Source organism: Halorubrum salinarum (genome assembly GCF_013267195.1).
GTDB classification, from domain to species: Archaea; Halobacteriota; Halobacteria; order Halobacteriales; family Haloferacaceae; genus Halorubrum; species Halorubrum salinarum.
Genome location: NZ_CP053941.1, coordinates 2,027,118 through 2,046,782, shown reverse-complemented (window position 1 = coordinate 2,046,782; position 19,665 = coordinate 2,027,118). Strand labels below are relative to the sequence as shown.

Below are 19,665 nucleotides of genomic sequence, written 5' to 3'. Positions count from 1 at the left end.
CCGCCCGGCCCCACGGGTATGCAACCGACCGGCCACCTGCGGGGCGACGCGGTCCGCGTCGGCGGGGACGCCCGCCAGCGCTTCTACGACGCCCGGGGGTACGGGCGACCGCTCGACGGCAACGAGATCGCGCTCTCGCGGGTCGAGGCCGCCCACCTGCTGTTCCGCGGCGACCTCTCGGGGATCGAACTCGGCGGCGACGGGAGCGCCGGGACCGACGCCGACCCGGTCGGCTTCGAGCGCTTCTTCGTCGCGAGCGCCGCCGCGGCCGACCGCTTCGCGGTGCGGTTCCTCGTCTACTCGGACCTCCGCGACCGCGGCTTCTACCTCTCGCCCGCACGCGAGCCGTGGCCCGGCGGGCGCGACGCGGCGAGCGACGCGGTCGACTTCGTCGCCTACGAGCGCGGCGAGACCCCGGACACGGGGAACGTGAAGTACCCGATCCAGGTCGTCGGCGAGCGCGAGTCGGTCGCGGCCGCCGGGCTCGCGGGGCGCACGCTCGCGGTCGTCGACGAGGAGTCGGACATCACCTACTTCGCGGCGGAGGGGGGCGCGATCGACGGCGCGACCGGGTACGAGCCGCCGACGGGCCTGAGCGGCGTCCTCCTCGCGGACCGCGTCGTGGTCTGGGACGCCCCCGAGGGGCTGTACGACCGCGGGTTCTACGGACGCCCGCTCACCGGTCGCGCCGCCGACGTCGAGGGCGCGCTCCAGCTCTCACTCGTCGAGGCCGCGTCGCTGGCCGCCGACGGGTGCCTGTCGCTGTCGGCGTCGGTCGGGAGCCCCGAGGTCGCGGACGCGGACTCGGGGGACGCCGCCGCCCGGATCGTCGCCCGCGGCCGCGACGTGGAGGGCGAGCGCTTCGACCGCCGGCTCGCCGTCTACCGGCGCCTCCGCGCGGCCGACGCGGTGCCGAAGACCGGGTTCAAGTTCGGCGCCGACTTCCGGACGTACCTCGACGTGGAGACGGTCGAGGACCTCCCGCACTCCGAACACCTCGTGCGCGTGGTGGGGCCGGGTCACGAGTTCTCGCCCCGGGAACTCTCGCTCGACGTGCGGCTCGCGGGCGGCGTCCGCAAGGAGATGGTGTTCGCGCTGACCGAGGTCGGCGACGGGCCTCCCGCCGACGGCGCCGACGTGGAGTGGCTCGCCGTCGACCGGCTGACGCCCTGACTCCCAGGTCGGCGCGAACAGAAGGCTTTTTTGACCGCTCGCCGTCGTCGCGTCCATGCCGTTCCCCTCCGCGTCCGACGCCGAGTCGGGCAAGTACGACATCTCGACCGTCGACCTCAGCGACGACCGCTACGAGGTGACGCAGTCACTGGTCCGGAACAAGTACGCCGTCCGGGACAGCGCCGGGAACGTCGTCCTCCGCGGGAAACAGAAGATGTTCAAGCTGAAAGAGGAGTTCCCGTTCGTCACCGGGGACGACGAGGACGCCTTCTCGGTGAAGGCGGGCGGGATCGTCGACATCGGCGGCAACTACGCCATCGTCGACGCGGGCACCGGCGAGGAGGTGGTCGTGCTCGACGAGGACTACTCGCTGTTCGTCGAGAACTGGACGGTCCGCGACCCCGACTCGGGGGAGGCGCTGGCGACGATCAAGTCCAAGAACAAGCTGCTGTCGGGTCTCCGGCACCTCGTCGGCGCCGCGAACCTGATCCCGAACAAGTACGAGATATTCGACGCGGACGGCGGCCACGTCGGCGACATCGAGGGGCAGTTCTCGATGCGGGACGCCTACACGGTCACCATCGACGACGCGAGCGACGTGCCCAAGGAGGCGGTGATCGCCGCCGCCTGTATCCTCGACGCCCTGGAGAACCAGTAGCGGCGCTCGACGGCGCCCCGGTGGAGACCGCGGCCGCGCTACGGTCGGAACTCGTCCGCGTAGTCCGCGACGAACTCGCGGACCGTCCGCGGCGGGCGCCCGAGGACCGCCTCGATGTCGCCCGTCGTCCGGCCGGAGCGACCCAGCCGCACGACCGAGTATTCGATGGTCATGAACGCGACGAACCCCGGGGAGAAGCCGCGTTCGTACATCCGCCGCGCGAACGTCAGCCGCGACGGGTCGGCGTACGCGATCGGTCTGTCGAGCACCTCTGTGAAGACGTCGGCCACCTCCTCGAAGTCGAGCGCGGCCGGGCCGGTGAGGTCGTACGCCCGGTTCGCGTGGCCCGGCTCGGTGAGCACCCGCGCGGCGACCGCCGCGACGTCCCGCGCGTCGGTGAAGCTCAGGACGCCGTCGCCGGCCGGGACGAATATCTCGTCGCGCTCGACGATCTCTCGGCGGTGGATCTCGCTCAGGTTCTGGGCGAACCACGAGGCGCGGAGGAACGTGTGGTCCATGCCGGTCCCGGCGAGGTGGCGCTCGATCCGACGATGGGGGAGGACCGGGAGCTTCTCCGCGCCGAGGATCGAGAGGAACACCACGTGCTCGACGCCCACGCGGTCGGCGGCGTCGGCGAACTCGCGGACGTCGCTCACCGCGCTCCCCGGCGGGTACAGGAGGAAGAGCCGGTCGGCGCCAGCCAGCGCCGCCCCCCACGTCTCGGGGCGACCGAGGTCGAACGCCACGGGCTCCGGCCCGTCGCCGAACGCGTCCCGCGCGTGCTCCGGGCTCCGGGTCGCCACGCGGACGGACGCGTCCCGGTCCGCGAGCGCTCTGACGAGCGGATCGCCGACGGTCCCTGTCGCGCCGGTGACGAGCAGCCGGTCCGTCATCGCTCGTCCGCGACCTTCGGCATCTCGCCGACGTACGTCTCCGCTTCGAGGCAGTCGAGGACGAACGCCGCGACGTTCGCCCGCGCGGCGGCGTCGCGCATCCCGAGCGTGAGGTCCGTCCCGTGTCGGAACGCGCCCGTGTGCTCGTCCTCGGTGAGGCGCGGGGCGCGAACGACCGTCCAGCGCGCGTCGCTGGTCCGAACGGTCTCGACGTGGTCGCGGGCGTCTTCGAGAGCCGCCCGCGCCAGCAGCTTCAGGAGCGACTCCATCACCCTCCCGCCGAGACTCACCGACTCGCCCTCCTCCCTGACACCCGCGCCGACGAGCGTCACGAAGCGATCGACGCCGTGCTGGTCCATCGCCGCGAGCACGTGCTCGCCGGCCGCCGTGAGGAGGTCGTCCGGGCTCCCGTCGGTCTGTCCGAGGACGCTGACGACGGCGTCGACCGAGGCCTCGTCCCCGCCGACGGCGCGGTCGACGCCGTCGCCGGTGTACGCGTCGCCCGCGACGACGGCGACCCGGTCGTCGTCCCGGACCGACGACGAGAGGCTCGCGGGGTCCCGGACGAACGCGACCACCTCGTGCCCGCGGTCGAGCGCCTGTTCGACGAGCGGTCGGCCGGTTCGTCCCGACGCACCGAATACTGCGATTCGCATACCGGAGAGTGGCGCGCCGAGGACATATACTTGTAACTTCGAAGCTTCGAAGTGTTAGCCCGCGTTCGGCCTGTATCCCAAAGATACAATAGCAATAGCGTCCAGTGATCGCTCGATGAACGGACAGAGCGATGTGCCGGACGTGCCCGGACTGAGCGGGGGATTGACTCGCGCGGAGGCGACCGCCCTCCGGGAGTCGTTCGCCCCGGAGGAGCAGGAGCGCATCGGTCGGACGGTGGCCGAGCTCCTGGATCTCCTCGGAAAGACCCACACGATGGCGGTGTTGAGCGCGTTCGCGTTCGCCGAGGACTCGCTGCGGTTCAGCGACCTGGAGAGCGAACTCGACGCCGCCCCGAACACGCTCTCGGCGCGGTTGAAGGAGCTGACCGAGGCGGGGCTGCTCGACCGCGAGGCGTACGACGAGGTGCCGCCCCGGGTGGAGTACACGCCGACGGAGAAGGCGGAGTCGCTGTTCCCCGCCTTCGCGCACCTCCACCACTGGGCGATCGAACACGAACTCTGACGTGCCGAGCGGTCGACCCCGCTCGCAGACTTCATTTTTCGTAGTAACGTCGGACGTTCGAAGTCGGGAGTATATGCCGCCGGATCCGGTAATACGGATATGCCTACACAGGACACGGCGGGACCGACCGATCGGTCCCGAGACGGCAGCGCCGGCGAGCCGGCGGCCGCCGCCGCGATCGACGTCGACGGGCTCGAACTCACCTACGCGGACGGGACCGTCGCCGTCGACGGGATCGACATGACCGTTCCCGAGGGGGAGTTCTTCGGCTTTCTGGGGCCGAACGGGGCCGGCAAGACGACGACGATCAAGGTGTTCGCGACGCTTTTGTCCCCGACCGGCGGAGCGGTCCGGGTCAACGGCTTCGACGTGCGCTCCGACTCCCGGAAGGTCCGCGAGTCGATCGGGTACATGGCTCAGGAGACGAGCATCGACCCCGAGCTCACCGCCGCGGAGAACATCCGGTTCGCCTGCGAGGCGTACGGAGTCCCGCGGGACGAGCAGTCCGTGCGGGTCGACGAGCTGCTCGACCTCGTCGACCTGGCGGACGTGGCCGACAAGCGGGCCGAGGAGTTCTCGGGCGGGATGAAAAAGCGGCTCGACGCCGCGACCGCGCTGGTCCATCGGCCGCCGCTCGTCTTCCTGGACGAGCCGACGACGGGGCTCGACCCGAAGGCCCGCAACCGACTGTGGGAGTACTTCCGACGCATCAACGACCTCGGGACGACGATCTTCCTGACGACGCAGTACCTGGAGGAGGCGGACCAGCTCTGCGACCGCCTGGCGGTCATCCTCGACGGCGAGATCGTCGCCGACGGGAGCCCGAGCGAGCTCAAACGCGAGGTCGGGGGTGAGGTCCTCGACGTGGAACTGGAGGGCGACGGAACGGCAACCGAGCGGGCCGCGGCGATAGCGCGGGAGTTCGACGCCTTCGCGGACGCCTCGGTCGCCGAGACCGAGGAGGGGATCAGCGTCACCGCGGAGACGGCCCGGGAGCACGGCACCGACCTCCTCGTGGCGCTCCGGGACGCGGACGTAACGGTGACCGGGTTCAACATCCGCGCGCCGACGCTCGACGACGTATTCCTCGCGATCACCGGGGAAGAGCTCGACACCGACGACGGGGAGGTGGCGCAATGAGCGCGCCCGCGAACGACCGCTCGGGGTCGAGCGCGCGCTCCGGGAACACGTTCGTCGGCGACGCGTGGGTGAACTTCAAGCGGTGGAACCTCAAGGCCGTGCGGAACCCGTTCATCCTCGTCGTCTCGCTCGTCCAGCCGATCATCTTCCTCGTGCTCTTCACGGAGGTGTTCGGAAACGTCGCGGGCGGCGCGGTCAACCGGGGGCTACCGGGGATCAGCTACGAGACGTATCTCGTGCCGGCGATCACCATTCAGGTGGCGCTCGCGGCGGCGATCACCTCCGGCGTCGGGCTCGTGAACGACATCGAGAACGGGATGTTCGAGAAGGTGCTCGTCACGCCGATGAGCCGCACGGCCGTCTTCGTCGGCAAGACCGCCGCCGAGGTGTTCCGGATCGCGGTCCAGATCGCGATCATCCTCGGGCTCGGCGTCCTCCTCGGCGCCGACATCGTCACCGGCGTCGCCGGGGCGGCGGGGATCGTCGCGGTCGGGATCCTGTTTTCGCTCTGGTTCGTCGCGTTCTCGAACGCCGTCGCGATCCTCACGCGAGACCAGGAGTCGACGATCATCAGCGCGAACCTGCTGCAGTTCCCGCTGTTGTTCCTGTCGAGCGCGTTCCTCCCGCTCGAAGCGCTCCCGGGGTGGATCCAGACGTTCGCCCGCGTCAACCCCGTGACCTACGGCGTCGACGCCGCTCGCTCGCTCATGATCGACCGGGACGTGATGACGGTCATCGACGTCGCGTGGTTCGGCGGGACGCTCGACGGCGTCGCGCCCGGCGTCGCCGTGCTCGTCGGGCTCGACCTCGTGTTGGGCGCCGTCGCCGTCGTGCTGCTCTCCCGCGCGTCGAGTTCGGACGTGAAGTAGGTGGGAGCGCCGGCGCCGCTTCGGGGCGCGAGCGGTCGGAGGGCGTGACCTACTCCCCGCCCAGCTTCGACTCGCCGACCGCGTCGCCGCCCTCGATGACCTCGGTGCCGCCCATGTACGGGCGCAGCGCCTCGGGGACGGTGACGGTGCCGTCGTCGTTCTGGTAGTACTCCAGGATGGCGACGACGATCCGCGGGACCGCGAGCCCCGAGCCGTTCAGGGTGTGGAGGTACTCCGCGGGCTCGTGGTGCTCCTCCCGGTACCGGATGCCGGCGCGGCGCGCCTGGAAGTCCTCGAAGTTCGAGACGGACGAGACCTCCAGCCAGCGGCCGCCCTGCTCGGGGCCCTCGTCCATGTCGTCGGCCGGCGCCCACACCTCGATGTCGTACTTCTTCGCCTGCGTGAACCCGAGGTCGCCGGTACACATCTCCAGGATGCGGTAGGGGAGTTCGAGGCGGCGCAGCACCTCCTCGGCCTCGTCGACGAGCCCCTCGAAGCGCTCGTCGCTCTCCTCGGGCCGGACGAAGTTCACCATCTCCACCTTGTTGAACTGGTGGACCCGGACGATCCCGCGGGTCTCGGTGCCGTGTTCGCCCGCCTCCTGCCGGAAGTTCGGCGTGTACGCCTGGTACTTCAGCGGGAGGTCCTCGCCGAGGAGGATCTCGTCGCGGTGGAGGTTCGTGACGGGCACCTCCGCGGTCGGGAGCAGCCAGAGGTCGTCGTCGTCGTACGCCTCCTCGTTGGAGCCCTCGACGCGGTAGGCGTCCTCGGTGAACTTCGGCAGCTGGCCGGTGCCGCGCATCGACGCGGAGTTGACCGGGATCGGCGGGAACACGTCCTCGTACCCCTGCTCGCGGTGGACGTCGAGCATGAACTGGATCAGCGCGTGTTCGAGGCGGGCGCCGTCGCCCTTCGCGACGTAGAAGCCGCCGCCCGCGACCTTCGCGCCGCGCTCGAAGTCGAGGATCTGTAGCTCCTCGCCGATGTCGTAGTGCGGCTCGACGTGGTCCGGGAGCTCGCGGCGGTCGTCGAACCCCTCGCGGCGGCGCTCGACGTTCTCGGACTCGTCAGCGCCCACGGGGACCGAGTCCTGCGGGATCTGCGGCAGTTCGAGCAGCGACGCCTCCAACTCGGCCTCCAGTTCGTCGGCCCGCTCCTCGACCTCCTGAAGCTCCGACTTGAGCTCCTGCGAGCGCTCGATCGCCTCCTGGGCCGCCTCCTCCTCGCCGGCCTGTTTCAGCTCACCGATCTTCGAGGAGACCTCGTTGCGCTCGTGACGGAGGTCGTCGCCCCGCTGTTTCAGCTCCCGCCACTCCTCGTCGACGTCGAGTATCCGGTCGAGGTCCACGTCGACGCCCTTGTTGTCGAGCGCCTCGCGGACGACCTCGGGGTTCTCCCGGACGAACTGTCGAGACAGCATTTGACGGGAGTTCCGCGGGGCGACCCAAAACCGTATCGGAGCGTCGGCAGCGGTTGGCACGGGGGTCCACGGCGGACGGCGCCGCCGAGTTCGCCTCAGGGGATGAACGCGAAGTTCGCGACGACCATCAGCAGCGCGAGCGCGGCGACGACGACGCCCGTCGCGCGCATCGCCAGGACCCGCGTGTCGCTCGGTTCGATCCGCCCGGTCGAGCCGTCGGGCGAGCGCGTCTGCCAGCTCATCATCTTTCGGGGGAACGCCGCCATCGCCAGCGCGCCGCCGGCGACGAGGAGGGGGACGGCGACGAAGAACAGTCGGAAGGGTGCGGGGAGCATGCGCCGGGGACTGCTCGCGCGAGCCAACAAAACGTTACGGAGTCGAACCGTTCGCGGGACCCGCTGCGATCGGGCGGCGTGGCGCGGACGAAGCTCGCCGTCAGTACCCGCCCGGCAGCGCCATCCCGACCGCGAGCGCGACGAGCGGGACCGCGGCGACGGCCGCGTACCACAGCCCCGCGCCGCCGAGGAGGAGGTACGTCGAGACGCCGTAGCCGGTCGGGTCCCAGTCGGCGCCGAGCCGCGGGAGGCCGAGCGCGGCGACCGCCGGCGCGACGATTCCGACGAGGACGGTGCCGATCAGCGCCGTGAGCAGGAACCCGGAGCTCCAGGCGGGGCCCGCCTCGGCGGCGCGCGTGACCGTGATCGCGACACCGACGAGGTACGGGACCGAGAGCCCGACCGAGACGCCGAGGTACGAGGGGAGGAGCCGCCCCGTCGGCGGCAGCGCGCGGAACAGCGCGCGGAGGCGCTCGGCGGCGAGGAACGGCGCGCACAGCCCCGCGGCGACGATCCCGGGGAAGAGGAACAGCGCGACCGTCCACAGCCAGCCGACGACAGCGTCGGCAATGGCGGGGACCGCGAGGGGCGCGGCCGAGCCCGAGAGCGAAAGAACGGTGCCCGAAAGCGGAGGGATGGCATCCGAGAGCGGAGGGGCGGCGCCCGAGAGGGCGGAGAGGGCAGAGACCATGCGCGAGGGAGCCCGCGCCGGCGACAAACGTCTTGTGGTGCCCCGTGGCGGGTCGCCGCGGAGCCCGCGACCGGGAACCACCAGCGTTTATCCCGCTCGCCGCGACCGGCCGACAACGATGCTCATCACGGGCGCGACGCTGGCCGACGGCCGGGTTCGAGACGTGCGGATCGGCGACGACGGACGGATCGACGCGGTCGCCGGAGGGCTCGGCGCCGACGCCGGCGAGCGCGTCATCGAGGCCCGGGGGAGACACCTCCTGCCGGGCGCGGTCGACGTCCACGTCCACTTCCGCGAGCCGGGCGGGAGCCACAAGGAGACGTGGACCTCGGGGTCGCGGAGCGCGGCCGCGGGCGGCGTCACGACCGTCGTCGACCAGCCGAACACCTCGCCACCCACCGTCGACGGCGCGGCGTTCGACGAGAAGGCTGCGCTCGCGGCCGACTCGCTCGTCGACTACGGGATCAACGGCGGCGTCACGGCGGAGTGGGACCCGGAGAGCCTCTTCGACCGACCCCTCTTCGCGCTCGGCGAGGTGTTCCTCGCGGACTCGACGGGCGACATGGGCATCGACGCCGACCTGTTCGCCGACGCGCTCGAAGCGGCGGCCCGGCGCGACGTGCCCGTCACCGTCCACGCCGAGGACGCGACGCTGTTCGACGAGGGGGCGCTCGACGGCGACCTCGGGGGCGTCGGCACGGCCGCGACCGCCGACGCGTGGTCGGCCTACCGGACGGCAGACGCCGAGGTCGCCGCCGTCGAGCGCGCGCTCGCGGCGGCCGCGGACCGCGACGCGCAGGTCCACGTCGCGCACACCTCGACGCCGGAGGCCGTCGACGCCGTCGTCGAGGCCCGCGACGACGGGGCGAACGCGACCTGCGAGGTCACGCCGCACCACCTGTTCCTCTCCCGCGAGCGGGCGCGGTCGCTCGGGACGTTCGGGCGGATGAACCCGCCGCTCCGCTCGGAGGAGCGCCGCGAGGCGCTGTTCGCGCGGCTCGCCGAGGGCGCGGTCGACGTGGTCGCGACCGACCACGCGCCCCACGCCGTCGCGGAGAAGCGCCGCGGGCTCGTCGACGCGCCGAGCGGCGTCCCCGGCGTCGAGACGCTGTACCCGCTCCTCCTCGAATCGGCCCGGACCGGGGAGCTGTCGCTCGAACGCGTCCGCGACGTGGTCGCCGCGAACCCCGCAGAGACGTTCGGCCTCGACCGGAAGGGACGGGTCGCGGAGGGGCGCGACGCCGACCTCGTCCTCGTCGACACGGCCGACCCGCGGGAGATAGAGGCCGCCGCGCTCCACAGCGCCTGCGGGTGGACCCCCTTCGAGGGGCTCCGCGGCGTCTTCCCGGAGGTCACCCTCGTCCGGGGCGAGGTCGTCTACGAGCGCGACCCGGCGACCGGCGCGGCGTCGTTCGGCGAGCCGGTCGGTCGGAACGTCGGGGAGTCGTAAGTCCGCGTCGAACGGCCCGGTCGCGAGGCGCGAATCGTCGCCCGCGACCGTCGGCGCCGAAGGGCCGAAATCGGCCGAGACGAGCGGACCGCCGCCGGCGGAACGCATATGCCGTTGCTCGCCTTACCCGTGGTATATCGATGATCACGGGGAGCATTCGCACGGTCGCCTCCGGACGGGAGCCCGACCCGAACGAGGCCGGCCGAACATGACGGACCCCGGAGAGTCGGGGCCGTTCGGCGCCGGTCCCGCGGAGCCGGTCGACGGCGAGTCGGAATCGACCGGCGGCGAGGTCGGCGGGGCGGCCGCCGCCGGCGTCGAGCCCGAGACCCCCGCGGACGTGGCCGCGCTCGCGGACCGAATCGTCGAGGAGGTCGAGGACGTGATCGTCGGCAAGCGCGACGCCGTCGAGCACGTCCTCGTCACCGTGCTGGCGCGCGGGCACCTCCTCGTCGAGGACGTGCCCGGCGTCGGGAAGACGACGCTCGCGAAGTCGGTCGCGCGCTCGATCGACGGCTCGTTCAAGCGCGTCCAGTTCACCCCCGACCTGCTGCCCTCCGACGTGACCGGCGTCAACGTGTTCAACCGCCGGACCGACGAGTTCGACTTCCAGCCCGGGCCGGTGTTCGCGAACGTCGTCCTCGGCGACGAAATCAACCGCGCCCCGCCGAAGACGCAGTCGGCGCTGCTGGAGGCGATGGAGGAGAACCAGGTGACGACCGACGGGACGACCCGCGCCCTGCCGGACCCGTTCTGCGTGATCGCGACCCAGAACGACGTTGAGCCCGGACAGACGTACGAGCTGCCGGTCGCGGAGGTCGACCGCTTCACGAAGAAGATCCGGCTCGGCTACCCGGACACCGAGGAGGAGGCCGCGATCCTCGGGCGGCTCACCGGCGACCACCCGGTCGACGCGGTCGAGCCCGTGGCGACGATCGCCGACGTGCGCCGGGCCCGCCGGATCGTCGGCGAGATCGAGGCCTCGGAGGCGGTCCGGGAGTACGTGGCCCGCCTCGCGGTGTTCACCCGCCGGAACGCCAAGCTCGGGGCGAGCCCGCGCGGGAGCCTCGCGCTGGTCCGCGCGTCGCAGGCCCGCGCCGCGCTGGAGGGCCGGGGCTACGTGATCCCCGACGACGTTCAGGCGGAGGCCCCGACCGTGCTCTCGCACCGGATCCGGACCGAGTCGGGCGGGACCGACGGCGCCGACGTGGTTCAGGACGCGCTCGACCGGATCCGCGTGGAGTGACGAGATGACGCCGACACCGCCCCCACTCAGATGACGCCCGAACTCACCCGTCGGGGACGCGTCGCCGGCGCCGTCGGCCTCGTCGCGGCCGCGAGCGCGCTCGCCGCCGGCGGCCGCGCGCTCGACGCGATCGTCATCCCCGTCGCCATCGCGCTCGCGGCCGGCTACGTCCAGGTGTCGCGCGTCGACGCCCCGACCGTCCGGCACGTGACGCCCGCCGACGGGTTCGTCGGGGAGACGCGCGAGGTCCGCCTGGAGTTCGGCCCGCCGGCGCGGGACGGCGGCGGCTCGTCCTCGTTCCTCGCCGACGTTCGGGTCCGGGTCGACGAGGGGCTCGACGGACCGACGGCGCCGATCCGTGCGGCCGTCGGCACGGAGCCCGTCTCGTACGCCGTCACGTACCGCGAGCGCGGCGAGCGGACGCTCGGCCCGGTCGAACTCACCGCGACCGACGTGTTCGGCCTCTTCGAGCGCTCGCTGCTCGTCGACGAGACCGACGCGGTGACCGTGTACCCGCCCCGCGACCCGGTCCCGGCGCGGTTCCGGCGGGCGCTGTACGCGGCCGACGCGGTCGACGTGAGCCGCCAGCGCGAGGAGTTCGACCGTCTCCGCGAGTACACCCGCGGCGACGCGGTCCGCGACGTCCACTGGGCGACGACCGCCAAGCGCGACGAGATCGTCGTCAAGGAGTTCGCGGCCGAGACCGCGCGGAACCGGGTGGCGATCGCGGGCGGGACGGAGGTCAGCGGCGGCGGGCGCGCCGACCGCGACGGCGACCCGTTCGGCGGCGTGGGCCGCGACGGCGACGCGGACGCCGACCGCGCCGCGAGCGCGGCCGCGGCCGACGAGCTCGCGCGGGCGACCGTCAGCCTCGCGCTGGCGCTGCTCGACGACGGCGTCCCGGTCGACGTGCGGCTGCCCGGTGGACGGGTCTCGGCGGCCCCCGGCGGCCGCGGGCGGCGCGAGGTGCTGGAGCTGGCGGCGCGGACCGGCCCGGGCGCGGTCGCCGACGACGAGGCTGACGTGACGGTCGTCGCCGGGCCGGACGACGCCCGGTTCCGGGCGGGCGACCGGTCCGAGTCCTTCGCCGACCTGCGCCGCGAGGCCGAGGCGGAGCGCGCGACCGGGGACGGCGCCGGGACGGGCCGGGCCGACGCGGCGCCGGACGGACGGGAGGTGGCGTCGCCGTGAGCCGCGGGGCGTCCGTCCGGGAGCGGCTCGCCTCGGGCGGTCCCGCCGGGGACGAGCTGCGGCTGGCCGACCCGGCGGTCGTCGGCGTCGCGGTCGTCGCCGCGGCGTACCTCGCCGTCTTCTTCGAGGTGACGAACGTCGTCGGCGGGACGGGGCGGACCGCGGCGGTCGTCGCGGTCGCGGGGCTCGGCGGGGTCGCGCTGGCGCGGGCGGTCGGCGAGCGGACCGCGCTGTGGCTGGCGGGACTGCTGTTCGCCGCGGGGCTGGCGGGGTACTTCCTCGCGATCCCCGAGAGCCAGCGCGCGCTGTTCACGGTCCGGAGCGTCGCCTTGGACCTCCTCGCGCTGTCGACGGGACTCTCCGTGCTGCGGCTGGCGCTCGCGGACGTGTGGGTGCTCGCGGTGGCGCCGGTGCCGACGTTTCTCGTCGGCTACTTCGCCGGCCGCGGGCGCCACGTCGCGGCCGCGAGCGTCGCCGGCGGGACCCTCGGCTTCCTCGTGCTCACGGGCGACGCGGAGACGGGGGCGGCGGTCGCCGGCGTGGTCGGCCTCGCGCTCGCCGTCGGCCTCTCGACGCTCTCGACGCCGAGCCGGCGCCGCGGCCACGCGGGCACCTTCGCGCTGGTGGTCGCCGCCATGGTCGTCGCGAGCGCGACGATCACCGTGATCCCGGCGGGCGCGGCGGCGCCGCTGGGGCTCGACCGCGGCACGACGACGCTGGAGTCGAGCCTGAGCGGCGAGGACGAACTCGACGTGATCGGCACCACGCGGCTCTCCCCCGAGGTGCGGTACACGATCGAGAGCCCCGTCGAGCGGAACTGGCACACCGGGGCGTACGACACCTACACCGGCGACGGATGGGTGCGCACCGGCGAGCGGACCCCGCTGAACGGCACGCTGGCGGGGCCGCCGGGGGAGGCGGAGACGGTCGACGTGACGGTCACCGCGGAGACGGAGTCGGGCGCGCTGCCCGCGCCCTGGAAGCCCGTCTCGGTCTCGGGCGGCGGGGCGGTCGAGGTCGACGAGCGCGGCAGCCTCCGGCTCGCGGCGCCGCTCGAACCGGGCGAGGACGTGACGGTGACGAGCCGCGTCCTCGACGCCGACCCCGCGGCGCTACGGAACGCCAGCACCGACTACCCCGAGGCGATCGAGGAGCGGTACACCCAGCTGCCCGAGAGCACGCCCGACCGGGTCGGCGAGCGGACAGAGGAGATACTCGCGGCCGCGGACGCCGAGTCGCCGTACGAGCGGGCGGCCGCGGTCGAGGCGTACCTGCGCTCGGAGTACGAGTACTCCCTGACCGTCGAGCGGCCCGAGGGCGACGTGGCCGACGCGTTCCTCTTCGAGATGGACGCGGGCTACTGCGTCTACTTCGCGACGACGATGGCGGCGATGCTCCGGACGCAAGGGATCCCGACGCGGATGGAGACGGGCTACACTCCCGGCGAGCGCGTCGGCGACGACGAGTACGTCGTCCGCGGACAGAACGCCCACGCGTGGGTGTCGATCTACGTGCCGGACCACGGCTGGGTTGCGTTCGACCCGACCCCCTCGGACCCCCGCGACGAGGCGCGTGCGACCCGGCTCGCGGAGGCGCGCGCCGACGGGGCGGAGAACGTCGACACCGAGGCGTCGTCGCCGGACGCGGCGACAGAGACAGAGCCGAACCGGACCGACGCGGAGCCGACGGACGACGCTGGGGCGTCGACCAACGGGACGAACGGCTCGACGGCGGTGAACGCGAGCGACGGCGGGTCGCTCGGGCCCGGGGCCGTCGCGCGGCTCGACGGGACCCAGACGGGGACCGCGCCGCAGACGGCGACCGGCCCGGCGACGGAGACCGGAGAGAGCGGGGCCGACGGCGGCCCGCTCGGGTCGCTCCCCGACCCGGAGACCGCGCTCTACTGGCTGCTCGTCGCCGGCCTCGGCGTCGCGGGGGTCCGGCGGACCGGCCTCGCGAGCCGCGCGGGCCGGCGGATCGGTCCGTTGCTCCCGCGGCGGCGCGGCGACCCGACCGCGGACGCCGAGCGGGCGTTCGCCGACCTCGAACGGCTGCTCGCCGAGCCCTACCGCGAGCGGCGGCCGGGGGAGACCCCGCGGCGCTACGTCGAGACGATGCGCGCGCTCGGCGCCGACGAGCGCGTCGAGACCGTCGCGACCGCGTACGAACGCGCCGCCTACGCCGGGTCGGTGACGCGGTCCGAGGCCGACGCCGCCCGGCGGGCCGTCCGCGGGCTCGCGCTGGAGCGACTGCCGCTCATCGGGCGGTTCGTCCGCTGATCGGGGGGCTTCCCGACACTATTTAATACGGGCGTCCTGTAGATTCGGGCTGTAATGTCGGAAGTCTGCTCGACGTGCGGACTGCCTCAGGAACTCTGCGTCTGCGAGGACGTCGCGAAGGAGTCCCAGCAGATCAGCATCCGCATCGACGAGCGCAGGTACGGTAAGGAGGTAACGGTCATCGAAGGATTCGACCCGAAGGACGTGGATCTGAGCTCCCTCTCGTCGGATCTCAAGTCGAAGTTCGCCTGCGGGGGCACCGTCGAGGACGGCGCCATCGAGCTCCAGGGGAACCACTCGGGTCGCGTGGAGGACTTCCTCCGCGACAAGGGTTTCAACGTCGCGTGACCGTCACCTGACCGTCCGCCGTCGAGCATCGCCTTCGAGCGAGACCGTTTTTTCGCTGCGCCGCTCGCCCAGTAGCGGCTGCGTGACCCGTCTCACGCGACCATGGCTGCGTGGGCTCCCTCACGCGACCACGGCGGCCCGCCCGACGACGAACGCCGCCGCCGCGAGGAAGGTGCCGTACTTGAACCGGCGCTGGGCCGCCGCGGGGTCCTCGAACCCTTCGTAGGTCGCGTACAGCATGACCCCGTCGGCGACCGCGACGACCGCGAGGTACGCCGCGCCGAGGGTCCCGGAGAGGTACGGCAGCGGGCTGACGGCGACGGCGGCGACGAGCGCGGCGGCGCCGATCCACAGCGCGGTGCGCTCGCCGACCGCGATGGGGAGCGTCGCGAGCCCCTCCTCGCGGTCGCCGGCCACGTCCTCGACGTCTTTGATCACCTCGCGCGTGAACGTCGAGAGCCCCGCGAGCGCCGCGAGGACGAGGACCGCCCGCGGGTTCCCGACCGCGGCGCCGCCGAACAGGAACGTCGAGCCGACGAGGTACGCGACCAGGGCGTTGCCGAGGCCGGGCGTCCCCTTGAAGAGGCTCGTGTAGGTGAGCAAGGCGACGAGGTTCACCGCGGCGATGGCGATGGCCGCCGGGGGGAGCGCGACCGCGGCCGCGACGGCGACGGCGAACCAGGTCGCGGCCGTCGCGAGCGCGAGCCGCGGCGGGACGGCGCCGCGCGGGATCGGACGGTCCGGACGGTTGACGGCGTCTATCTCGCGGTCGAAGTAGTCGTTGATCGCGTTGCCCGCGGCGACCGCGAAGACGGTCGTCGCGGCCGCGAGCGCGGTCGGGACGGCGGCGCCGCTCGCGCCGGCGACGAACGCGCCGGTGGCCGTGAGCACCCCGGCCGCGACGCAGTTGCCGAGGCGGGCGAGCTCGATCACACCGCGGAGCGTGTCTCGCACGTCGTCCGCGTACTCCCGCCCGCGAGGAATAAACGGTGCGGGATCGGTCGGGGGGCGCCCCGTCCCGAAGGTGTTCGCCCGGCCGCGAGCGAGGTCGGAGCGATCCCCCACGAACGTTTATCAGGTCCGAAATGAAATACCCGAATATGGCCAAGGGCTTAGACGTCGGCACGATGAACATCCTCTCCGGACGACAGGAAGGCGCGGAGACGGTGTTCGTACAGCAGCGGAACTCGTTCGTCGAGATCGAGTACAGCGACATGGCCGAGCAGATGCTCTCGCGCAGCGAGGTCCTCCACATCCGCAAGGACGACAAGGTGTACGTCGTCGGCGACGACGCCTTGAACTTCGCGAACATCTTCAACAAGGAGACCCGGCGGCCGATGCAACACGGCATCCTCTCCAGCGAGGAGGCCTCGGCCATCCCGATGATCAAGCTGATCACCGAACAGGTGGTCGGCGAGCCCTCGAAGCCGAACGAGCGCCTGTTCTACTCCAGCCCGGCGGACCCCATCGACTCGCCGCTCACGACGCTGTACCACGAGAAGACCCTCGAGTCGATGCTCGGCGACATGGGGTACGACCCCGAGCCGATCAACGAGGGGATGGCGGTCATCTACTCCGAGCTGGCCGACAACAACTTCACCGGCCTCGGGATCAGCTTCGGCGCGGGGATGACCAACGTCTGTCTCGCCTACTACGCGGTGCCCGTGATGAAGTTCTCCATCGCCCGCGGCGGCGACTGGGTCGACGAGCAGACCGCGCAGGCGACGGGCACGCCCGTCGACAAGGTGACGAGCATCAAGGAGGACGACTTCGAGCTCGACTTCCGCACCGACGTCGGCGGCGTCGAGGGCGCCCTCGCCATCTACTACGAGAACCTGCTCGACTACGTCATCGAGAACATCACGCGCGAGGTCGACGAGGAGGACGTCGAGGAGGGCCTCGACGTGCCCGTCGTCGTCACCGGCGGCACCTCCAGCCCGAACGGCTTCGAGGACCTGTTCGCCGACCACCTCGCGGACGCGAACATCCCGTTCTCGATCAGCGGCGTGCGCTCCGCCGAGGAGCCGATGTACAGCGTCGCCAGCGGGGCGCTCGTCGCCGCGCGCTCCGAGGAGGGCGAAGAGGAGTCGGCCGGCGGGAGCGAGCCGGCCGCCGAGGAGGCCGCCCCCGAGTCCGAGGACTGAGGCGCGACCCACCCGCGCCTCCGACGCGACCGCGACCCCGACGCCGACCCTTTTTGAAACTGACCGAGCGCGGCGCCGGATCCCGGGAATCCGCCGAAAGCTGAAACCGACGCCGTCCGTAGCGACTGACATGTCCGACGCCGCCGGCGCCGAGGGTGACCGCCGCCTGCGGGTCGACCTCGACGTCGACCCGAGCGGCGACCGCGGCTGTCCGATCGTCGCCGAGGCCGACGAGGCCGCCGAGGTGGCGGTCAACGCGGTCGGCGACGAGTGCGTGGTCGACGTGACGACGCCGGACGGCGACGTTCGCCGCGGGACCGGCGAAGTCGACGAGGACTGCCTCTGTCACGCGTTCGGGCGGCTCGGCTGCGTCCCGCACTTCCGCCGCGTCGAGGACGGGACGGTCCTCGTCACGACCTACGTCGACGACCGCGACGCGGTCCGCCGGTTGGTCGGGGAGCTCCGCGAGGTCGTCGACCGCGTGCGGCTCGTGCGGCTGGCGGTCGTGGAGGGCCCGGACGCGACCGAACAGGTCACCTTCGACCTCTCCGCGCTGACGCCGAAACAGCGGCGCGGGCTCGAACTCGCGGTCGTCCGCGGCTACTTCGACGACGACCGGGACGTGCGCCTGAGCGAGTTGGCCGACGAGCTAGAGATCAGCAAGTCCGCGCTCTCCCAGCGGCTCCGCACCGCGCAGGCGAAGCTGGTGACGGACGTCTTCGACGGCGCCGAGCGGTGAGCGGTCGCTCTTGAAACGGTACACCGGTAAAGCGGGAGGCGGAGGCCTCGCCGACCCCTCGGTCCGGACATGGACGACGAGGACCCGCCGGCCGTCGAGCCGGTCCGAGACGACGCCACGCTCGAACTCGTGCGCGACGCCATCGGCGTCGCCCGCGGCGAGGTGCCCGCGGAGCGCTTCTCGGCGAAGTACGGGACGGGGGGAGACGCCGAGGGCGCGGGCGAGGAGCGGGAATGAGCGCCGCCGGGCGAGCGCCTCAGTCGTCGGCGGGCGCGGACCGGTCGGCGGCGTCGATCCGGGCGAGCGCCTCGTCGCCGGCGCGCTCGGCCTCGGTGAGGTAGCACTTCGGGTCGGGGGCGAACGGGTCGCCGTGCGCCGAGAGCGCGCGGAGCCGCGACCCGCCGCGGCAGATCGACTGGTACGCGCAGTCGGCGCAGCGGCCGGTGAGGCGGTCCTCGCGCTCGCGGAGCCCGGCGAGGAGCAGATTCGACTCGTCGGACCAGATCGCGCCGAACGAGCGGTCGCGGACGTTGCCGGGCGAGTACCCCTGCCAGAACTGCGTGAGGTGGACGTTGCCGACGGGGTCGACGTCGGCGACGCGCTCGCCGGTCGGGTCGCCGCCGTTGCGTTCGAGGTACCGGTAGATGAGCCGCGCGCGGTCGGTCCCCATCTCGCGGTCGGCGTACTCGACGAGGTGGCCGGCGTCGGCGTAGTTGCCGACGAGCAGCGTCTCTATCTCCTCGCCGGCCGCGTGGTACTCGCGGGTGAGGTCACAGAGGTCGGCGACGGCCTGCCGGGTCGCCTCCGGCGAGAGGTCGACGTTCGAGATGTCGGCGCCGCGGCCGCCGTAGTCGAGGTGGTAGAAGCAGAAGCGGTCGACGCCCACGTCGACGAGGAGGTCGACGACGCCCGCGAGGTCGTCGACGTTGTGCTCGGTGATCGTGTACCGCAGGCCCGTCTTGAGCCCCACGTCGAGGCAGGCCTCGATGCCGCGGACCGCGGCGTCGAACGCGCCCTCCTCGCCGCGGATGCGGTCGTTGCGCTCGGGGAGCCCGTCGACGGAGACGCCGGCGTACTTGAGCCCGGCCTCCTTCAGCTCCCGGGCGCGGTCCCGGGTGAGGAGCGTGCCGTTCGTCGAGAGGACGGGCCGGATCCCGCTGTCGTCGGCGTAGGCGATCAGCTCGGGCAGGTCCTCGCGGACGAGGGGCTCGCCGCCGGAGAACAGGAGGACGGGGACGCCGAACTCGGCGAGGTCGTCGATGAGCGCCTTCCCCTCCGCGGTGGAGAGCTCGTTCGGGGCGCCCTCGGCGTCGGCGCCCGCGTAGCAGTGCTCGCAGTAGAGGTTACACCGCTTCGTGGTGTTCCAGACGACGACCGGCCGGCGCTGTTTCTCCTCCGTGATCTGCGACTCCTCGGAGTCGTCGGCCGCGTCGTATCGAAGTCCGTCGCTCTCGGCGTCGAGCCCGCAGAGGAGTTTGCTGACGGAGATCATTGCGACCCCTCCTCGTCGGCGTCGACCGCGGGCGCGCCGGCGCGGGAGGCGGTCGGCGTCCCCTCGGTCTCCTCGTAGACGCGCGGTTCGTCCGCGTCGGCGGCCTCGTCGTCCGTTCCGTCCGCGTCGGCCGCGAGCGATTCCGCGGAGTACCGGGACACCTCCGCAGCCGGACACACCCACACGTCGCGGGCGTACCACGCGAAGAGCTTGCTCGCCTCCTCGTGAGCGACGTCCGGCGTCGGCGCGGCGACGGTGCCGACGTGGCGGAGCGGGTCCGACTCCGCCTCGCGGACGAACACCTCGAACCGGCGACCGTCGGCCGACCGCGGCCCGTTCGCGTCCTCGGTTCGGTCCGTCTTCTCGACCATACCCCCCGTACGGACGGTCCCCCGAACGGGGTTTCGCGCGTTCTCAC

The 19,665-nt window shown here is 72.5% G+C and carries 21 protein-coding genes; 13 read left to right on the top strand and 8 right to left on the bottom strand.

Annotation, left to right across the window (positions count from 1 at the left end):
• Window positions 1-18 precede the first annotated feature (18 nt).
• Window positions 19-1,173, top strand: a complete 1,155-nt coding sequence (endA, locus tag HPS36_RS10450) for a tRNA-intron lyase (protein ID WP_173230090.1) — start codon at window positions 19-21, stop codon at window positions 1,171-1,173.
• 55 nt (window positions 1,174-1,228) lie between these two features.
• Window positions 1,229-1,831 carry an LURP-one-related/scramblase family protein gene (locus tag HPS36_RS10445; RefSeq protein WP_173230089.1) on the top strand — a complete coding sequence of 201 codons (603 nt, stop codon included), beginning with the start codon at window positions 1,229-1,231 and terminating at the stop codon, window positions 1,829-1,831.
• Between the two features lie 38 nt (window positions 1,832-1,869).
• On the opposite strand, the gene HPS36_RS10440 is transcribed toward HPS36_RS10445, so the two are convergent.
• Together HPS36_RS10440 and HPS36_RS10435 are read right to left on the bottom strand one after the other, a co-directional pair.
• Complete coding sequence (locus HPS36_RS10440; RefSeq protein WP_173230088.1) at window positions 1,870-2,724, bottom strand: SDR family oxidoreductase; 855 nt, start codon at window positions 2,722-2,724, stop codon at window positions 1,870-1,872.
• Entirely contained in the window at window positions 2,721-3,380 is a 660-nt protein-coding gene (locus tag HPS36_RS10435; RefSeq protein WP_137717350.1) for an NAD(P)-dependent oxidoreductase, read from the bottom strand. The genes HPS36_RS10440 and HPS36_RS10435 overlap by 4 nt, the downstream gene beginning before the upstream one ends.
• Before the next feature lie 115 nt (window positions 3,381-3,495).
• On the opposite strand from HPS36_RS10435, the gene HPS36_RS10430 reads away from it, so the two are divergent.
• From HPS36_RS10430 to HPS36_RS10420, 3 genes are all read left to right on the top strand, one after another.
• Window positions 3,496-3,903, top strand: a complete 408-nt coding sequence (locus tag HPS36_RS10430) for a winged helix-turn-helix transcriptional regulator (RefSeq protein ID WP_121562673.1) — start codon at window positions 3,496-3,498, stop codon at window positions 3,901-3,903.
• A 99-nt stretch (window positions 3,904-4,002) separates the two neighbouring features.
• Complete coding sequence (locus HPS36_RS10425) at window positions 4,003-5,043, top strand: ABC transporter ATP-binding protein (RefSeq protein ID WP_173230087.1); 1,041 nt, start codon at window positions 4,003-4,005, stop codon at window positions 5,041-5,043.
• Window positions 5,040-5,912 carry an ABC transporter permease gene (locus HPS36_RS10420; RefSeq protein ID WP_173230086.1) on the top strand — a complete coding sequence of 291 codons (873 nt, stop codon included), beginning with the start codon at window positions 5,040-5,042 and terminating at the stop codon, window positions 5,910-5,912. Before HPS36_RS10425 ends, HPS36_RS10420 begins: the two co-directional genes overlap by 4 nt.
• A 49-nt stretch (window positions 5,913-5,961) precedes the next feature.
• Here the strand turns inward: HPS36_RS10420 and serS are convergent, their stop codons facing one another.
• The 3 genes from serS to HPS36_RS10405 form a co-directional block, all read right to left on the bottom strand.
• A complete protein-coding gene (gene serS / locus HPS36_RS10415) occupies window positions 5,962-7,332 on the bottom strand; it encodes a serine--tRNA ligase (protein WP_173230085.1) in 1,371 nt (456 codons plus the stop codon).
• A gap of 95 nt (window positions 7,333-7,427) precedes the next feature.
• On the bottom strand, window positions 7,428-7,667 hold the full coding sequence (locus HPS36_RS10410; protein ID WP_173230084.1) for a hypothetical protein: 240 nt from the start codon (window positions 7,665-7,667) through the stop codon (window positions 7,428-7,430).
• A gap of 100 nt (window positions 7,668-7,767) precedes the next feature.
• Entirely contained in the window at window positions 7,768-8,358 is a 591-nt protein-coding gene (locus tag HPS36_RS10405; RefSeq protein ID WP_173230083.1) for a hypothetical protein, read from the bottom strand.
• Between the two features lie 118 nt (window positions 8,359-8,476).
• Between HPS36_RS10405 and HPS36_RS10400 the strand changes: the two genes are divergently transcribed.
• From HPS36_RS10400 to yciH, 5 genes are all read left to right on the top strand, one after another.
• Complete coding sequence (locus HPS36_RS10400; protein ID WP_173230082.1) at window positions 8,477-9,808, top strand: dihydroorotase; 1,332 nt, start codon at window positions 8,477-8,479, stop codon at window positions 9,806-9,808.
• Window positions 9,809-10,016: 208 nt separating this feature from the next.
• Entirely contained in the window at window positions 10,017-11,054 is a 1,038-nt protein-coding gene (locus HPS36_RS10395; protein WP_173230081.1) for an AAA family ATPase, read from the top strand.
• Window positions 11,055-11,084: 30 nt separating this feature from the next.
• Window positions 11,085-12,245, top strand: a complete 1,161-nt coding sequence (locus HPS36_RS10390; RefSeq protein WP_173230080.1) for a DUF58 domain-containing protein — start codon at window positions 11,085-11,087, stop codon at window positions 12,243-12,245.
• Window positions 12,242-14,524 (top strand): transglutaminase TgpA family protein, encoded by a 2,283-nt coding sequence (locus HPS36_RS10385; RefSeq protein WP_173230079.1) that lies wholly within the window; start codon window positions 12,242-12,244, stop codon window positions 14,522-14,524. Before HPS36_RS10390 ends, HPS36_RS10385 begins: the two co-directional genes overlap by 4 nt.
• Window positions 14,525-14,578: 54 nt before the next feature.
• The gene (gene yciH, locus HPS36_RS10380) at window positions 14,579-14,872 is read left to right on the top strand and encodes a stress response translation initiation inhibitor YciH (protein ID WP_004596695.1); all 294 of its coding nucleotides are present in this window, start codon (window positions 14,579-14,581) and stop codon (window positions 14,870-14,872) included.
• A 120-nt stretch (window positions 14,873-14,992) separates the two neighbouring features.
• Here yciH and HPS36_RS10375 read toward each other — a convergent pair whose 3' ends face one another.
• A complete protein-coding gene (locus HPS36_RS10375; RefSeq protein ID WP_173230078.1) occupies window positions 14,993-15,826 on the bottom strand; it encodes a geranylgeranylglycerol-phosphate geranylgeranyltransferase in 834 nt (277 codons plus the stop codon).
• A gap of 146 nt (window positions 15,827-15,972) precedes the next feature.
• Here HPS36_RS10375 and HPS36_RS10370 point away from each other — a divergent pair, with 146 nt between their 5' ends.
• From HPS36_RS10370 to HPS36_RS10360, 3 genes are all read left to right on the top strand, one after another.
• Complete coding sequence (locus HPS36_RS10370; RefSeq protein ID WP_173230077.1) at window positions 15,973-17,016, top strand: disk-shape morphogenesis protein volactin; 1,044 nt, start codon at window positions 15,973-15,975, stop codon at window positions 17,014-17,016.
• A 130-nt stretch (window positions 17,017-17,146) separates the two neighbouring features.
• Window positions 17,147-17,755, top strand: coding sequence for a helix-turn-helix domain-containing protein (locus HPS36_RS10365; RefSeq protein ID WP_121562685.1), 609 nt, complete (start codon window positions 17,147-17,149; stop codon window positions 17,753-17,755).
• Window positions 17,756-17,824: 69 nt separating this feature from the next.
• Window positions 17,825-17,992, top strand: a complete 168-nt coding sequence (locus HPS36_RS10360) for a hypothetical protein (protein ID WP_158598853.1) — start codon at window positions 17,825-17,827, stop codon at window positions 17,990-17,992.
• 19 nt (window positions 17,993-18,011) lie between these two features.
• On the opposite strand, the gene HPS36_RS10355 is transcribed toward HPS36_RS10360, so the two are convergent.
• A complete protein-coding gene (locus tag HPS36_RS10355) occupies window positions 18,012-19,247 on the bottom strand; it encodes a TIGR04347 family pseudo-SAM/SPASM protein (RefSeq protein WP_173230076.1) in 1,236 nt (411 codons plus the stop codon).
• Entirely contained in the window at window positions 19,244-19,618 is a 375-nt protein-coding gene (locus HPS36_RS10350) for an Htur_1727 family rSAM-partnered candidate RiPP (RefSeq protein WP_137717785.1), read from the bottom strand. Before HPS36_RS10350 ends, HPS36_RS10355 begins: the two co-directional genes overlap by 4 nt.
• Between the last annotated feature and the right edge of the window lie 47 nt (window positions 19,619-19,665).

What these genes read in the sequence shown, in the direction of transcription:
- endA (WP_173230090.1), top strand. Translation starts at nt 19, where the DNA reads ATGCAACCGACCGGCCACCTGCGGGGCGACGCGGTCCGCGTCGGCGGG.
- HPS36_RS10445 (WP_173230089.1), top strand. Translation starts at nt 1,229, where the DNA reads ATGCCGTTCCCCTCCGCGTCCGACGCCGAGTCGGGCAAGTACGACATC.
- HPS36_RS10440 (WP_173230088.1), bottom strand. Translation starts at nt 2,724, where the DNA reads ATGACGGACCGGCTGCTCGTCACCGGCGCGACAGGGACCGTCGGCGAT.
- HPS36_RS10435 (WP_137717350.1), bottom strand. Translation starts at nt 3,380, where the DNA reads ATGCGAATCGCAGTATTCGGTGCGTCGGGACGAACCGGCCGACCGCTC.
- HPS36_RS10430 (WP_121562673.1), top strand. Translation starts at nt 3,496, where the DNA reads ATGAACGGACAGAGCGATGTGCCGGACGTGCCCGGACTGAGCGGGGGA.
- HPS36_RS10425 (WP_173230087.1), top strand. Translation starts at nt 4,003, where the DNA reads ATGCCTACACAGGACACGGCGGGACCGACCGATCGGTCCCGAGACGGC.
- HPS36_RS10420 (WP_173230086.1), top strand. Translation starts at nt 5,040, where the DNA reads ATGAGCGCGCCCGCGAACGACCGCTCGGGGTCGAGCGCGCGCTCCGGG.
- serS (WP_173230085.1), bottom strand. Translation starts at nt 7,332, where the DNA reads ATGCTGTCTCGACAGTTCGTCCGGGAGAACCCCGAGGTCGTCCGCGAG.
- HPS36_RS10410 (WP_173230084.1), bottom strand. Translation starts at nt 7,667, where the DNA reads ATGCTCCCCGCACCCTTCCGACTGTTCTTCGTCGCCGTCCCCCTCCTC.
- HPS36_RS10405 (WP_173230083.1), bottom strand. Translation starts at nt 8,358, where the DNA reads ATGGTCTCTGCCCTCTCCGCCCTCTCGGGCGCCGCCCCTCCGCTCTCG.
- HPS36_RS10400 (WP_173230082.1), top strand. Translation starts at nt 8,477, where the DNA reads ATGCTCATCACGGGCGCGACGCTGGCCGACGGCCGGGTTCGAGACGTG.
- HPS36_RS10395 (WP_173230081.1), top strand. Translation starts at nt 10,017, where the DNA reads ATGACGGACCCCGGAGAGTCGGGGCCGTTCGGCGCCGGTCCCGCGGAG.
- HPS36_RS10390 (WP_173230080.1), top strand. Translation starts at nt 11,085, where the DNA reads ATGACGCCCGAACTCACCCGTCGGGGACGCGTCGCCGGCGCCGTCGGC.
- yciH (WP_004596695.1), top strand. Translation starts at nt 14,579, where the DNA reads ATGTCGGAAGTCTGCTCGACGTGCGGACTGCCTCAGGAACTCTGCGTC.
- HPS36_RS10370 (WP_173230077.1), top strand. Translation starts at nt 15,973, where the DNA reads ATGGCCAAGGGCTTAGACGTCGGCACGATGAACATCCTCTCCGGACGA.
- HPS36_RS10365 (WP_121562685.1), top strand. Translation starts at nt 17,147, where the DNA reads ATGTCCGACGCCGCCGGCGCCGAGGGTGACCGCCGCCTGCGGGTCGAC.
- HPS36_RS10360 (WP_158598853.1), top strand. Translation starts at nt 17,825, where the DNA reads ATGGACGACGAGGACCCGCCGGCCGTCGAGCCGGTCCGAGACGACGCC.
- HPS36_RS10355 (WP_173230076.1), bottom strand. Translation starts at nt 19,247, where the DNA reads ATGATCTCCGTCAGCAAACTCCTCTGCGGGCTCGACGCCGAGAGCGAC.
- HPS36_RS10350 (WP_137717785.1), bottom strand. Translation starts at nt 19,618, where the DNA reads ATGGTCGAGAAGACGGACCGAACCGAGGACGCGAACGGGCCGCGGTCG.